At 50.7% G+C, this 16,544-nt stretch carries 7 protein-coding genes; 2 read left to right on the forward strand and 5 right to left on the reverse strand.

Annotated elements, in window-relative coordinates; translation table 11 throughout:
• A complete protein-coding gene (locus FDZ78_RS04265; protein ID WP_124075679.1) occupies positions 1-549 on the forward strand; it encodes an HDIG domain-containing metalloprotein in 549 nt (182 codons plus the stop codon).
• 125 nt (positions 550-674) lie between these two features.
• Here FDZ78_RS04265 and FDZ78_RS04270 read toward each other — a convergent pair whose 3' ends face one another.
• The 5 genes from FDZ78_RS04270 to FDZ78_RS04290 all read right to left on the reverse strand — a co-directional run bounded on the left by FDZ78_RS04270 (position 675) and on the right by FDZ78_RS04290 (position 11,901).
• Positions 675-2,192, reverse strand: a complete 1,518-nt coding sequence (locus tag FDZ78_RS04270; RefSeq protein WP_160630362.1) for a cellulase family glycosylhydrolase — start codon at positions 2,190-2,192, stop codon at positions 675-677.
• Between the two features lie 96 nt (positions 2,193-2,288).
• Positions 2,289-4,895 carry a hypothetical protein gene (locus tag FDZ78_RS04275; RefSeq protein ID WP_136408076.1) on the reverse strand — a complete coding sequence of 869 codons (2,607 nt, stop codon included), beginning with the start codon at positions 4,893-4,895 and terminating at the stop codon, positions 2,289-2,291.
• A gap of 25 nt (positions 4,896-4,920) precedes the next feature.
• Positions 4,921-6,927 (reverse strand): hypothetical protein, encoded by a 2,007-nt coding sequence (locus FDZ78_RS04280; RefSeq protein WP_136408077.1) that lies wholly within the window; start codon positions 6,925-6,927, stop codon positions 4,921-4,923.
• Between the two features lie 45 nt (positions 6,928-6,972).
• Entirely contained in the window at positions 6,973-8,688 is a 1,716-nt protein-coding gene (locus tag FDZ78_RS04285) for a RagB/SusD family nutrient uptake outer membrane protein (protein ID WP_136408078.1), read from the reverse strand.
• 33 nt (positions 8,689-8,721) lie between these two features.
• Positions 8,722-11,901 carry a TonB-dependent receptor gene (locus FDZ78_RS04290; protein WP_107031649.1) on the reverse strand — a complete coding sequence of 1,060 codons (3,180 nt, stop codon included), beginning with the start codon at positions 11,899-11,901 and terminating at the stop codon, positions 8,722-8,724.
• A 436-nt stretch (positions 11,902-12,337) separates the two neighbouring features.
• Between FDZ78_RS04290 and FDZ78_RS04295 the strand changes: the two genes are divergently transcribed.
• Complete coding sequence (locus tag FDZ78_RS04295) at positions 12,338-16,381, forward strand: hybrid sensor histidine kinase/response regulator transcription factor (RefSeq protein WP_168181937.1); 4,044 nt, start codon at positions 12,338-12,340, stop codon at positions 16,379-16,381.
• The last annotated feature ends 163 nt before the right edge of the window (positions 16,382-16,544 follow it).

Raw genomic sequence — 16,544 nt, forward strand, 5'->3', positions numbered from 1 at the left:
ATGACATGGCAGGAAATGATTGACAGATATTATCCCGAAGGCAGCCGTCTTCGGGATATTTACATGGCCCACTGCCGTTCGGTGGCCGATCTGGCACTTGAAATCAACCGCCGGAAAGGGCTCGGCCTTGATCAGGCGGCGGTAGAAGAGGCCGCTATGCTCCACGACATTGGCATTTTCATGTGTGACGCTCCAGGCATAGAGTGTCATGGCGACGAGCCTTATATACGCCACGGTGTGCTTGGCGCCGCACTGCTGCGCAGCGATGGTCTTGGAGAGGACTGCGCCCGTGTGGCCGAGCGCCATACCGGAGCGGGCCTGAGCCGTGAGGATATTGCCCGGCAGCATCTGCCTCTTGATCCTGACGGGGACTACATGCCGCAGTCAACACTCGAACGCCTCGTCTGCTATGCCGACAAGTTCTATTCAAAGAGCGGCGACATGCAGCGCAAGCCGCTTGAAAAGGTGATACGCTCAATGCAAAGGCTTTCGCCTGAGACTCTGGAGCGCTTCATGGTGCTCCATCGCGAGTTTGGCGAGCAGGAGTGAGCCTCCGAAAACGCAAGACACACATAACGGCCCGCATGAAGACAGAATTTTCATGCGGGCCGTTTCTAAGAGATTGTCTATGAGAATGTCTCACAGCAGAAACAATCTCTAAAGCTGACATTTTATCAGAAGGGATAGATGCCGTTGGCAGCTCCGTTCATGAGGGCATTGAAGAGATAGCCGTTAAGCTGATTGCCGTTGTTACGGTCAATGTCTCCACCGGTTTCCCAAAAGAAGGGCACACAGCCATGAGCCTTGGCCGATCTGGTGACATATTCAGTCCAATAGGCGCGGCTTGCTTTGTGTTTTTCAACATCCATGCTATCAATGTTGCGGTTAGAAGCAACACCATATTCGCCTATGATAGCAGGAACTCCCTTGCTGACGTAGGCATCCTGCACTTTCTTGAACTGGGCATCAATATTTGCCTCTTTGTGCCATGTGCAGTTGCGGTCAGAACCGGCCACGAAGTTGGCCTCACCCCAGTAAAGCTTGATAGGATTGTTGGGACCCCCCCAAGCGTTGTCTTTATCCATGATAGTGAAGTCAGTGGGATCATAGAAATGCACTTCGACCATTGAACGGTCTGCTACGGGATCTTCGGGAAGTTTATAGAGGCCTCTGACACCTTCATCAATATTGGTGAAAGGAGTCTGATGGATCAGCACTCGTGAAGCATTGTTTCCGCCTGTAGCACGGACAGCGTCGACAAAGGTCTGCTGATAGGCCATAATTGCATTGACAGACTGCTGCTGGCCGGCTGCAGACTGATTCTGCTGGCCGGGTTCGTTCATGCCGGCAAAGAGAAGATGCTCGTCATAGTGGTTGAGTTTGTTGGCGATCTGAGTCCAGAAAGTGCTCTGCTTTTTGTCAACGTCAGCATCATAGCCGTTTACGCAGCTTTCTTCAAGCCAGCCACCGTCCCAATGGATGTTCACAATGGCATACATGCCTTCGCCTATAACCCAGCCTACAATCTCGTCAACACGATCAAGCCAGGCGGGATCAATTATATTTTTGGCTTTTTCAGCGGTTGTCTTACCCTGAATGTGGCTGTTCCAGGCGCATGGGATACGCACGGCGTTGAAACCTGCGGCCTTAAGGCCACGGATGTAGCTGACAGTCACAGGGCGACACCATGATCCTTCTCCGTCAGGAGCTTCAAGTGTATTGCCGATGTTGACACCTGCAAAGATGTTTTTGGCAATCTCAGTTGCGCTGACATTGTTGATGGGGGTTTCGGCCGGCACCACAGGAGCAGAGGTGGGCTGAGTGACAACCATGCCGCGGGCCACGTTGCCTGCAAAAACCGAGACACGGGCCGAACGCGGACCGCGGGTTTCATTAAGTTCGGTTATCACAGTCACAGGGGAACCGTCGGCTGTACGGTCACCAACTTCTGCTTTGATCCATTTTAGATCATCGTCCTCATCTATTTTTTCAACCTGAACCGATACGGCTGCAGGCGACTTTACTATAAATGTCTGTGGTCCGCCAGTCGCAGCAGCAGTCATACCATCGGCAAAAAGCTGATCGGGCACCTGAATCACTTCATAGCGCATTTCATTTCTGTCATTGTCACACGATGCGGCAAACGAACCGCCTGCCACCGTACAGAAAGCAAAAAGAATTGATTTAGTCATATTCATTTGTAGATATTTTATCAAAAAATAAAGAAGTCCGGCCGGACTGAAGCCTCACCGGACTTCTCTATAAATTTTATTTCTGTTATTTGAAAATCACCATTCAACAATCGGGAACAGTCTGTCAACGGTGAAGCCTACACTCATCGAATTCGAGAATCCGAGTTCCACGATCTTCATCTCGCCACCGCTCTGAACGGGTGTGCCGAAGGCACAGCCTGAAGATGCAGTGATTCCATAGGTGTTCCAAAGTTCAAGACGATGCTTGTCACCGTCATCAGAGTTAAGAACTTTGGCAGAATCCCAGCCGGTTACTGCGTTGCCGTCAAGTTCAAGCGATGTAAGAGTCATGTGGGTGCCTGGGAAGTCCTTATACAGCTGCTCGGTGTTGACAAATGTCATTATCGATCCGTCGGCATGGTCTGTGGAGTTGAGAGTGATGACAAAATTCTTCTTGCTTGCGGCAATTTTTGAATTTTCGTCAACTACAACGGTGAACGATCCGTCATTCGGACCGGTCCAGTCACCACCCCATGAGGGATTGATTGTGATAAGACCCGGAGTGTAGTAGGCGGGGCTGAGATTAATTGTGTAGTCTATCTCAAGTTCAGATGAAACCTGGAATGCAGGCTCGCTTTCCAGATTTGTGGCTGCACTGAAAGGACTTCCCACAACCTTGCCGCCCTGCTGGCCCTTGCCCCAGATGTTGAAGAGCTCAATGCGGTAGTTGCCGTTGTCTTCAATGTCGCCATAGAAGAATCTGTTGGCATCAAATTTTATTGACTTGCCGTCACAACGTATATCGTTGATATAGACGATGGCTGTCGGATATTTTGCAACAAGGTTCTGGAAGTCGATGTTGAATACCATAGCGCCATTGACGGTGCCGTTATAGGTCACGGTGTGTTTGCCTTCGAGTTTTTCGGCATCAATGCGGTCGCAGATCGCCCCCCATTCACCGTTCCAGTCACCGCCTACACACTGGAAGTTGACCGGAATGGCGTCATCGAACTCCAGTTTGCGTTCACTGTAGTAGTTGACTGCATAGCCGTAGTCTCCGTCAGGGATGGCGATGCGGAGTCCGTCATTGTCAAGAGCGAGGATCTTTAGGCTTCCCGATTTGTTGGCAAGCCAGGTGTTGCCGCAAAGAATGTCAATGTCAATGTTAAGGACAACGTTCTTTTCGTCAATAGTGTAGTGGCCGGTCTCGTCGGTAACTGTTCCGTCCTCGGCGATACGATGGATGCTGACGGTTCCGTCTTCAAGAAATTCCATGTAGCCATAGTCCTTGCCGTAAGTGTAGCCGATCCAGCCGTTGTTGGTTCCCATTTCCCATCCGATCTGCTGTTCGACATTGGGATGATTGTTGGTGATGGTGTTCCAGTTGTCAGTTACGCCAAACTGGGTGAAGGGACCTTCAAACACGTGGAGTTTGCCGTCCTGGCCGTTTTCCATGTACCATTTGCCATAGAGTTTTGTCTTGTCAAACGGAATGTTGCGGGCAGTTGAAATGGCACGGACTGCTGCCGCCTGATAGACAGGAAGAGAGGCGCGGGCTCTGTTGGACAACGAGAACTGATAGGCATAGTAGAAATCGCCATTGTTTACAGAGCCTGTGGCATAGTAACCTGCTGTGCCCTGAGAGCTGATATCACTGACTGTACGAGTGCCGGCAGCGGGAAGGAAGATGGAGTTTCCGTTGGGGCCGGTCAGTCTGTAGCCGGCTACGCCCTCAACTTCAGTCCATTCGGCTGTACATTTTGCAAAAAGTTCCTCATAGTCCTGGTAAGAGGGAAGTGTTCCGACACCTCCAGTCACGTTCCATGCGAGGTCCTGCTTGGTGCGATAGATGTCGCCTGAAGCATAGTCTTCGGGGAGATACGATGTATTGACACCTGAAAGATCTCCAAAGCCGAAGAGGCCTCCGAAGTCAGACTCTGATTTCGCGCCAAAATTGCTTTTTGCCCATTTGACAGAGAGACCGAGGTCTACGAAATCGGCATCGGCATCAAAGGTCTTTGCGTCAGTGGTGAATTCTTTCACGTCGCCGTAGATGACACCTGCGCCAAGATCGAGATAAGCGGCATAGTAATATTTGGTTCCGGGAACGAAGCCTGATTTTTCGACAGAGAATGCGGCAGCCTGCTCCGCAGCGGGAACAATGAGACCTGCACGGACTTTCTCCACATCAGGATCAGCAGATATAACCACACCCACTGTGGCACCTTCAGGTGCTTCGGTAACGGCTCCGCCCATAGTGGCTGATGCGAAATCAACGGTCTGTACATTGTCCGTGACAACGGTGGCGCTGGTGGTCACGAATGACTTGACTTCGCCCTGGAATGAAACCTGGCCCTTGAGAGATACAAACACCTGATAATAGTATGTCTTGCCGGTCTCAAGGCCATCGACAGTGGCTGTCACGACGTTTTTGTCAAGCACACCGTCAATGCGGTTTGTCAGACTGTTCTGATCCTCGCCATAGTAGAATCCTACAGAGTAGAATGCAGCAGACTTGTCGGCCAGGCCCTCCACCGTTCCGTGGAGGGTTGCGCTGTTGGCCGTCACATCAGAGGAACCGGTTGTGACCGATGACTGGTCTATAACGGGGTCCGTCGAGATGAAATAATTGTCATCGTCATTGCAGGAAGCCAAGGAAAGGCCGAGCATGAGCGACGCACAGAGAAATATTTTGGTTTTCATGTTAAAATTTTCCTTGTTTCATGGTTTATTCAATTGTCAGCGAAACGATTTCGGGCTTGACCACAGTTGCGTCAAGATTTCCGTCGGCGTCAAGCGGTGACACTACAAGACCCTTCTGCTGTATGCAGATTGAGAAGCAGCTTGTGCCCTCAAACTTCAGAGTTCCGGAGGTGGTATTGGTCAGGCTGATTTCGGTCACACCGTCCTTGTTGAGGGAAACAGACGGATTACTGAACACACCTGCGTCATTTGAATCCCAGTTGAAAGCAGCCAGGTCATCGAAGTTATGGCCGAAGACTACTTTGGGGTCAGCTCCGTCAGTCCAGGTGATGCCGGGGAGGCGGAATGCAAGCTTGATGGTCTGTCCTTTCTTGAGACGGAGTTTGGTCACATCAACAGGATAGAGGCCATCGGCATCATAGAATGCGTTGTAGACTTCCAGACGATAGTGGTGGCCATCCTGGATGTAGCAGTTAAGATATTCAGGATTTACAGCAATAACAGTCGGACCTGCCTGGCCACCGCCAAGAGGCTTGACAGTCAGATTGGCACAGACATAGCGGTTGGCGACACCGTTTTCATCCTTAGCCACGGGAACACCGATAACGAGGGTGCCGTTTTCAGGGTTACATTCAAAGACTGTGAATTCTTTGCCCTTGACGGGATCAGGAGTAGTGGCGAGAAGTGTCACTTCCCGTGCAAACACGATCTTGTTGCCTTCAATGGTGAATTCAGTCTGCGCCAGGCGTTCTTCAATAGCAAGTCCGTAGGCATTGTAAGGGATGCTGAATTTGCCGTCAGAATCCTCTTTGTAGCCGGTGTAGCGATTCATTGTCATTACGAATTCGTCATCAGAGAAAGCCGGACAGGCGGGAGTGCCATAGAGTTCAGAGAGTTTTTTCCATGCACCTTCAATCTTGCCTTCACCGTTCTTCACTGTACCGTCCCATTCCATAAGACAATAGGGCTGTTCAGAATCAAGGAGATATGTGACAGCGGTTGCGTGATAAGAAGCATCATCGCCGATAATGGTGAAGAGATCCGTGGCAAGATCCTTGTACTCAGGAAGAACCGGTGGAACTGTCGACAGAGACGGTCCGGTGACAGGCCACTCGCCGTCCCAGCCTTTTTCAACGAAGCAGAGAACCATGCGCTGATCCTTGTTGCCTCCTTTGCCGTCGTTACGGATGAGTTTGAGACCGAGAACGTGTTCGTTGAGTTTGACCAGTTCGATATTAACCATGTCGACAAAATACGAGTCACCAATGCGGTCGCCAAGCCAGTTCAATCCGGCAGGCATAGTGATAGTTTTTCTATCAGGGTCCATGACGAACGCTTTTGTCTGGCCGTTGACAGTCAGATTTGCGCCATTGATGAGATCGAACGTGAGTTCGTGGATAGACTCGATGGTAGCTGTGGTAGTGGCGGCATCGCCAAACAGCCAGTCAGGAGCACCGGCCTGCCATACCCAGTTGGGGTCATCGACACCATCTTCGGCATATGAGGGATAATCGGCCTCGGTATATGTTTTGCCGTCGGTAAATTTGTCCCATCCCATCGGAGCGCACATGAATGTGAACGCGCCTAAATCAAGGTTTTTGGTGTCCAGCTCCCATGTTTTTGACTGGTCGGCCCCACCGGTGAGGTATGTCCAGAGAGGGTCTGTCAGCAGGTCACCGTTGGTATTTTCGAGTGTGAAACGATAGGGTTCGCCATAGACTATGCCGCCACGGGTCATTACGCCGAAACGGATTTCATAATCACCGGCAAAGGGGATGTTGGCTTCTGTAGAGGTTTTGCGCTCTATGCCCTGCGGATGAATCCAGCTTGTGACGTAGCGGCTTCCAAGGAGGCTTTTCATTTTAACCTTGTTAGTAGCCTGGTCGATTTCAATTGTGTATGCTTTGCCTTCCACGAGATCCGCAGCCGTCAGATCAGGAGCGGGAAGGGATTCATCTTCCGGCGTACAGGCAGTGGAAGAAAACATCAGAGCCACGCCTGCAAGAAATGAATAAAAAAACTTATGCTTCATGTTTTTCAGAAAATAATAATATAATAACTGTGTGTTTCCTTAAGGTCAATCAGCCCAACCTGGGTTCTGCTTAAGCACACCGTTTGAAAGAATAATCTGATCGTTGGGAATCTGCGAAAGACCCTTTGTGGCAATGATCTTGTTGCGGTTGTATGAAACCTGAGCGGGAGATCCGCCATTCTGTACGGAACCGGCACTGGCTACAACTGCATCAGCCATCACTTCAACTCCCTGACGCAGGAGATCCCAGTAACGGATGCCTTCAAAGGCAAGTTCACGGGCACGTTCCGCCATGATGTTTTCTTTATTGACAGGGATGTCTGAAAGTCCGGCGCGCGAACGAATGCGGTGCATGTAGGTTGCAGCTTGAGGCGAGCCGAGTTCGGCTGCCATCAGAAGAACGTCGGCATAGCGTATAATATTGTACGGCTGACAGTTATTGATCTGCATATCACCGGCTCCGGTAGACATATTAGCATTTTTTATGACCAGAGCTCCGTTTTCGAGCTGATAGAAAGCGATGGGTGAATATTTTTTAACGGTATATCCCGTATATTCACGCCAGTCATTATATGACGGTTTGAAGTTTGCGTCTGATCCGATGCCTTCGCCTGCAATATCAATCACGCCTGCTGTGCGACGGGGATCGGCAGCATCATAGATGGAATTGATGAATGAGGGAATCACGGTGCATGCGCCCCAGCCGCAGTAGTAGGGAACCACGCTGAGCGGGCTACGCATACCCATCATCACCTGCCAGCGGTTGCCGTCAGCCGATCCCGATCCTTCGGTAGCATATGAGGCCATCGGAGTGAAGTTCATGCTGAGCACTACCTCTGAGTTGGCATCGCCTGCGTAAGTGGAGGCTGCTTCGTTCCATCCGGCTGAGGTTGTATTGGCTACGAGCGATGATGCCGGCCAGAAGTCTTTGTATGAGTCCAGAAGTTCGTAGTTGCCGCTGGCAATGACATCTTCGACAGCTGCAAGGGCTTCCGCCTTTGTGACAACGCCTGTGGTTTCGCCGGATTCATTGGTGAAACCGGGTTCCTGTCCGTAATAGCCTGTATAATAAAGGTAGGCACGGGCAAGGATTGCCTCTGCGGCATATTTTGTGATACGGCCGAACTGTGATTTTTCAAGATTTGCATCACCGGGAATATTGGCGATCGCATATTTGAGATCTTCGAAAATAGCAGCATAGACTTCTGCGGGATCGGCCTGACTGCGGTTTTCATTGACGGGTTCGAGAAACAGAGGTATGTTGCCCCAGAGACGTACCATGTCAAAATAGAGGAAGGCTCGGAGAGCATGACATTCGCCCATGTAGAGACCGCGGTTCGAGTCTTTGTCTTTCCACTTGATCTGATCTTCACGGGTTATAAGCTCATTGCAGCGGTAGACTCCCTGATAGTACATTTTCCAATCCTGTGCATACATCTGGAGATCGGCGGGCGATTCGCTCTGGTCAAAACGGTCGATGACCTGATAGTTGCGGGCATCGGAGTTGCCTGTGCCTCCGTAGCATTCATCGCCCATGACGGTGGAGGCTACGTAGAAGCCTATGCCGGGAGCGGTTGAAGTCTGACGCCAGCCGTTGTAGCAGCCGATCAGCGCGCGCCATGCATCGGCTTCGGTCTTATAGAAATTGTCGGTATTGGAATTTGTCATCGAATTTACATCGAGGAAGCTTTCTGAGCATGAGCTCATGCCGAGCAGCCCGACAACACCGAGTGCGAGTATGTTGACTTTAAATTTATTCATTTGTATAGATCTAAACTTTATAAGAAAGTGAATTTAGAACGCGAGGTTCACACCGAAGAGGAATGTGCGCGGACGCGGATAGTAGCCGAGGTCTACGCCTGATACCCATGCCTGGGTGCCATAACCGATTTCCGGGTCCATTCCGTCATATTTGGTGAATGTGTAGAGGTTCTGTACCTGGAAGTAGAGGCGGGCGTTGCTGCACCATTTCTGCTTCATGAGGGGAGCGAAGTTGTAGCCGAAGGTGAGGTTCGAGAGACGGAGGAAATCGCCATCCTGCACATAGAGGTCGGAGAACTGCCAGTTGATGTTCTGGTTGGTCACACGCGGAATTTTGTTGGATGTTCCTTCGCCTGTCCAGCGGCCGAGGATACGGGTGGTGTAGTTGGCCTGCTGACTGTCCCAGCTGCGGTAGCTCTGCACGATCTTCTGACCGGCGGCACCTGTGGCGACAAGGCCGAGATCGAAGTTCTTGTAGTAGAGATTGATGTTGAAGCCGTAGGTGAACTTGGGCATGCCATTGCCGAGGTTGACTTTGTCGTTGTCATTGATGACACCGTCGCGGTTGATGTCGACAAAGATCACGTCGCCGGGCTGCACATTGTCCTGAAGCACACCGTTGCCGGCCTGAAGCCACTGGTTGATCTGTTCCTGGTTCTGAAAGATGCCTGCTGTCTTGAAGCCCCAGAAGTATCCTATTGGATTGCCGTTTTCAGCACGGTAGAATTCAGGGGTGTTGTTGTAGAGTTCATTGACATTGCCGTGAATGATACCGTCCTGGTTGGGGATCGAGCCGACTTTGTTTTTGTTGAACGCGCCGTTGACACCTACACTGTAGGAGAAGTCGCGGCCGATTACGTCGGTCCAGGTGAGATTGAATTCGACACCGGTGTTTTTCACGTTACCACCGTTGATGAATGGAGCGTCAGTACCTGCGGTGGCAAGAATCGGAGCCACAACGAGCCAGTCTTTTGTGTTTTTGAGGTAGAAGTCAAATGCTACGGCAAGACGGCTGTTAAAGAGGCGGGCGTCAAAACCGAAGTCGGTCTGCTCGGAAGTTTCCCAGGTGATGTCGAGGTTGCCGAGACGTTCGGGGTATGCGCCCCAGTTGTCGGCCCAGGTGGAGTTGTATTCACCGTTGTAGACACCGTTTGGTCCCATGTACTGTCCGAAGAAGTAGTTGGCGTAGAGGTTTTTGATCGGTGAGAGATACTGGTAGTTGTCGATATTCTGATTACCTACGCGGCCCCAGCTTGCACGGATTTTGAGGAAGTCGAGCCATGAGCGGGTAGATTCCATGAATTTTTCGTTGGAGATGTTCCAGCCTGCCGAAACAGAGGGGAAGGTGCCGAAGCGGTGGCCACGGGCAAACTTCGAAGAGCCGTCGCGGCGCACGGTGGCGTTGATCATGTATTTTTCTTTCCAGTTCCAGCCAATACGTCCGAAGTAGCTGACCGAACGAGACTCGTCATGAGGATAGCCTGCGGCGTTGAGGCCGTCGGCAGTAGAGGCAGCTGTGCCGTTGCTGATCCATGCGTGGCTCCAGTCATCGAAGCCTTCTTTGAGATGGCTCTGCTTGGCTTCAAGATAAGAACCTGAGTAACGGTAGCTTTCCATACCGATGAGAGCGTTGAAATGGTGGTCTTTGATGTCCCAGTCGTAGGTAGCGGTGTTGGTCCAGGTCATGCCGAGAGAGTTGGTCTTGTTCTGGGCTACTTTGGTGTAGGAGTGGGAGGTGTCAGTCGAGGTGAACTGGAAGACCGGCTCGAAGCTGCGGTATTCGGAAGCACCGTAGACAGCGCCGAACACGGTGCGCACCTTGAGATTCTTGATCGGTTCGATCTGGGCGTAGACATTTCCTGAGAAAGTGGCGCTCTTGTTGTCGTTCTTAAGCAGCATCATGTTGCCATAGGGGTTGCCGTCGCCCTTGTTCCAGTCGGAATTGACAGTTGAGTTGAAATCGCCGTCGGCATTATATATAGGTGCGAGCGGAGATGTGTAGAACGCGCCGCGGAGGGTGTTGTTATACTGGTTGCCCACGCCGATGCCGATTGAGTTGACGTAAACGAAGCTTGCCTGTTCGCCGACAGTGATGATGCCGTCAAAGAGTTTATGGTCTGAATTGATACGGAAGTTGTAGCGGGAGTAGTCCGAAGCATCTTTGCCACCTACGATACCTTCCTGATTGATATAGCCGAGAGACATGGCATAGGTTGAATTTACCGAGCCGCCTGTCACACCGAGAGTGTAGCTCTGAGTCTTGGCGTTGTCCTTGAACATTGCATCCATCCAGTCGGTGTCATAGACCGAAACAGGGTTGCCATCGGCATCACGGCGCCAGATGCTGCTGATCGACGACCAGTCATAGGGAGCGAGACCGCTGTTGATCTGCTGTTCGTCCATGATAGTCATATATTCCTGAGCGTTGAGCATCTTGGCTTTGCGGGGAGCCGACTGCCAGCCGTAGTAGCCGTCGAAAGTGACTTTGGCTTTGCCTTCACGGCCCTGGCGGGTGGTGATGAGCACAACGCCGTTGGCTGCCTGCGCGCCATAGATGGCTGCCGAGGCAGCGTCTTTCAGCACGTCGATGCTTTCGATGTCGGCAGGGTTCAGAGTAGAGATGTCACCGCCGATACCGTCAATGAGGTAAAGAGGCTGAGCATTGCCTGTTGTTCCAAGACCGCGGATTGTCACTTTCATGGCTGCTCCGGGCTGTCCTGACTCACTGGCGATGTTTACGCCTGGGAGCTGGCCCTGCATAGCCTGCAGTGGAGAAGTGGTGTTCATCTTGGCGATGTCATCACCCTTGATCTGTGCGGTAGCTCCGGTGACAAGTTTCTTTTTCTGGACGCCGTAGCCCACGACTACGACTTCGTCAAGTACTTCGGAGTCTTCTACGAGAGCGACATCCATGCGTTCTGACGTCACTTTGATTTCGCGGGTTGTGAAACCTACATAGGAGAATACGAGAGTGGCGCCTTCGTCGGCCTTAAGGGTATAGTTGCCGTCAATGTCCGTCGATGTGCCTTGCGACGAGCCCTTGATGAGGACACTGACTCCGACAAGCGGTTCACCGTCGGAAGCCTGGGTGACTGTACCTGATACAGTCAGAGGAGCGGCCGATGCGGTCATTCCGGCCAGAAGGCAGAATGCCAGCAGGGCAGTCCGGAAGAGACGCAGAGACTTGCATCGTTCCAAATTGTTTTTTCCCATTAGATGAATAGATTTAGTTTTACTGGTTAGTCTTGCTGATTTTGTTATTCTCTCTTTGTGTGCGGCCGCGCTCGGCCTATAAATATATTGTATGTCAGGCAAAGTGCTGTATGCAGGTTTGAAGCAATTGCAGAACTTTGTTTTTAAGGTAAGAAGATAGTGCGATAGTCTAATAAAAGTAAGCAAATGTAAAGATTGCTTTCGTAATCACCAATTTTTTACCCTCATTATATGGGATAAAAACTGTTCTATCCGGGAGTTATTTGTTAACTTTATTAGCTTAAAATGTTTTAATCGATAATTTTCACGACTAACATTCAACACTTTACATCATTGACGCAAATGTTACTCCACCACCCGCAATCGCAGTGGATTTGGATATTTCATGAAAATCATTTTACTTTGTGAATGTAAATACTCCTTAAATGTTAACGCCATGCGTTTACCCTTACTCATAAGCCTGACTCTTTGTTTCCTTTTCGGCTCCGCCCAGGAGTTCATGCTGAAACATCTTGACACATCCAACGGTCTTGCAAACAACAAAATAAATGCCTTTCACCGTGACTCAGACGGCTTTCTATGGGTCGGGACATCTTCAGGGCTCTGCCGTTACAACGGCTATGGCTTCAAGATCTACCTTCCTGCCGTCGAAGACTCCGTCATGATTTCCTATGACGAAGACATCACCGACATACAGGAAGACAGAAAAGGACGTCTGTGGGTCCGCTCCGGGAAAACATATCTCATCTATGATCCGGTTTCAGACTGCCTGTCGACCGACCTCTCGCCTATTTTTGAGGAATACAATATGCAGTCTGCACCTTCACAGATCCATTTCGACAGCGGCAAAAATGCATGGATTCACATCAACAATGAAGGACTCTACCGGATCAAATCCGGATCAGGCAAAGCCGAGCTGCTGAAAGACAAAAGCTTTGCCGGAGACGAGATCACAGACATTGTCTCCATCCCTGACGAAGTCATGACCATCGACAACCACGGCGTCATAAAATTCATCTCCCCTCAATCAATGCTTGTAACCCGCACCGACTCTCTCATAGCGGTGAACACCGACCCAAGCACTACTTTTGTCTACACCATCGTGCCTGACAACGATGGCCTGGCCTGGATCTTCAGCAATGAAAAATTGTGGCTCTACGACACCCGCAGCCACACCTGGGCCAATCACCTTCTCCCCGATGACAGAAATCAAAAAGTTGTCAAGACGTTTATGCACGACAGCTCCGGAATCCGCTGGATAGCACGCGACCATAACGGCCTCGAAAAAGTGGTGCGCGAAAACGACCGCTTCCGCTTCATTCCGGTAACCACATCGGTAAGCTCAGGCATACGCAACACCGTCACCGCTCTTTATGACGACAACGCCGGATCACTATGGATCGGAACATATAAAAAAGGTATATATTATCACAATGAAAGCGCAAACAAATTCAAACTGATACCATTCCCTGATGTCAACTGCCTGTATCCATCGCTGATCGACGGCTCGGTATGGATCGGCACCGATGCCGCTGGTATTATAAAATGGAATCCGCAGACCAACAGCCGCACCCCGATCCCCTACCTTACTGACAACGGCTCGCACCCGGCAATCACCACCATGCTCGAACTGCCCGACGGCACACTCTATTTCGGATCCTTTGCACGCGGCCTGCGCCGATGCCGCAACGGAAAAATAGAGACTCTGAGCACAGGAACAACCCTTGACAACGCCTACACCTGGGCGCTGGCCAAAGCCCCTGACGGCAAAATCTGGATCGGAACCCTCGGTCACGGACTCTACAGATTCGATCCGAAATCGCTCGAAGTGAAATCATACAACATGTCCAATTCCGATCTGTTTTCGGACTATATCCTTGATATCGCGCGCGATGGCGAAGGAGAGAGGCGCATCTACATCGCCACCTCCTCAGGTGTCGCCGTATTCGACCCCATAAAAGAAAAATTCTCCAGCATCCCCCTCCTTGACGGACTTAAGATCAACGACCTGCTCCACGACACCCGCGATCTGCTATGGGTAGCCTCAACCCGCGGACTGCACATCTATGACCCTCATAGAGAACGGATAATCCCGCTAAAAACTTCTCCAGACAAGGCCACTCCGGATTTCATTCTCGGCCTGCAGATCGACAACAACGGAAACGTCTGGGCCAGCGAAGGCGGCAATCTCGTAAAATTCAATGTCAGATACAATGACAAAACCGGAGAATTCTCATACACCACACACCGCTATGACTCAGCTGACGGCCTGCAGAACTGCGACTTCAACCAGCGCTCCTTCGGCCGTCTCCCTTCGGGACAGATATTCATAGGCAGCCTTTACGGTCTCAATGAATTCAACCCTGACAGCATCCGTCACAACCGCGCACTTCCAAACGTAATGTTCTCAGACATCAGTGTCGGATCAAAAACCATCAGAGTCGGAGAGAATGTCAAAGGTCATGTATTGCTGAAATCATCGCCGAATCATGGCGGCACACTTGAACTCTGGCCTGACAACTCATCATTTTCAGTCACATTTGCGACTGACAACTACATATTCCCCGAAAAAACCACCTATCAGCACAAGCTTGAAGGCCTTGATGACGAATGGATGACCACACCACCCGGAGTCCACATGGCAAGCTACACCAATCTGGCTCCCGGCACCTACCGGCTGCTTGTAAAAGCCGTCAACAATGACGGTTACGAAAGTGTAAGCGCCGCAGAACTGACCATCATAATGCACCCGCCATTCTGGCTGTCGGTATGGGCCAAACTACTGTATGCCCTTATACTGTGCCTGCTTGTCTACGCATTTATACGCCACATCAAACTGCGCGAACGCCGCCGCTTCAACGAGAAGCGTAAAGAAGACGCTCTCGTCAAGCAAGAGGAAATCAACCAGCTGAAATTCAAGTTCTACACAAACGTCAGCCACGAACTCCGCACTCCGCTGACACTGATAGTCTCCCCTCTCGAAAGCATGATCAAGGAAGCAACAGACGAAAAACAGCTCAAACGTCTGACCCTCATGCGTAACAACGCCATGCGTCTGCTCCTGCTTGTAAACCAGCTTCTTGATTTCAGGAAAAATGAAGTCACAGGCCTGTCGCTACAGCTGTCTGAGGGCGAAATCGTAGGCTTTGTGCGCGGAGTCTGCCATTCTTTCGCCAACCTCTCCGAACGTAAAAACATACGCCTCACATTCACCTCCTCCACTCCCGAACTGAATGCCATGTTTGATGAAGACAAACTCTATAAATCAATCATGAACCTCCTGTCCAACGCATTCAAATTTACCCCGGAAGGAGGAGAGGTAAAAACCGAACTGTCAACCACCCCGACTTCAGTCATCATCAAAGTCTCAGACACAGGCATAGGCATCAGCGACAGCGACAAGCCTCATGTGTTCGACCGTTTCTTCCAGGCTGACAATGCCAAAAACGACAGTTCAATGACCGGAAACGGCATCGGACTAAGCATGGTAAACGAGTATATCAAGCTCCACAACGGCACCATCGAGATCTCTGACAATCCGGGAGGAGGAACAATATTCACAATCAGCATTCCACTCATAAAGCAGACCCCGCTCGCTGAAACAACCCCGCCTGTCAGCGAAACCGTCTCTCTCCCTGACACCGAAATCCTTGAGGCACAGACAGAACAGCCATCTGTTGAAAAACAAGATGATCCGGCAGCATCTGACAAACCGACAGCCTTAGTGGTCGATGACAGCCACGACATGATCGAATTCCTGCGCGATGGCCTCGGCCATGACTTCCACGTCATGACAGCACCTGACGGAGCCACCGCACTCCGGCTACTCGAATCAATCAGACCGGCAATCGTACTGACTGACCTTATGATGCCCGGAATCGACGGCCTCGAACTCTGCCGCAAGCTCAAGTCCAACCAGGATCTAGCCTCAACACCGGTCATCATCCTGACAGCCAAACACGACATCGGCGCCAAAGTCGAAGGTCTGACCACCGGAGCCGACGATTACATAACCAAGCCCTTCAACATCGATCTGCTACTGCTGAAGATGAAAAAACTCATCTCGCTCTCCCATCGCGGAAACGGGCGCTCGCTCATCAACCCCGAACCTGACACCATCAAAATCACACCTCTTGATGAAAAAATGGTGGAAAAAGCCATCAAATATGTCGTGACAAACATCAAACGACCCGATCTGTCGGTTGAAGAACTCAGCAGCCACCTCGGCATGAGCCGCGTGCACCTATATAAAAAGCTAAAGGCCACTACCGGCAAGACTCCGGTTGAATTCATCCGCCTGATCCGCCTGAAACGAGGGGCACAGATGCTGCGCGAGAGCCAGTTGAACGTCTCGGAAATTGCCTTCCAGCTCGGCTATAACAATCCAAAATACTTCAGCAAATATTTCAAGGAAGAATTTGGCGTTCTGCCTTCTGTTTATCAGGATAAAGAGGGCAAAGCAACAAATTATCACGTATAAGTTAACATTTTCACCCCGTCCAAAATCATTCCGACCACAGAGGGTCAACATAGATTTCGGTTTATACCGATTGTTATTTATAATTTTGCATAGTCACGGATCGGAGAACCGGACCTCCATCTGCGGCTATGCTTATTTATTTATTCATTCATTACTCCATCTT

It is taken from the genome of Duncaniella sp. B8, assembly GCF_005304985.1.
In the GTDB taxonomy this organism is placed as follows: Bacteria; Bacteroidota; Bacteroidia; order Bacteroidales; family Muribaculaceae; genus Duncaniella; species Duncaniella muris.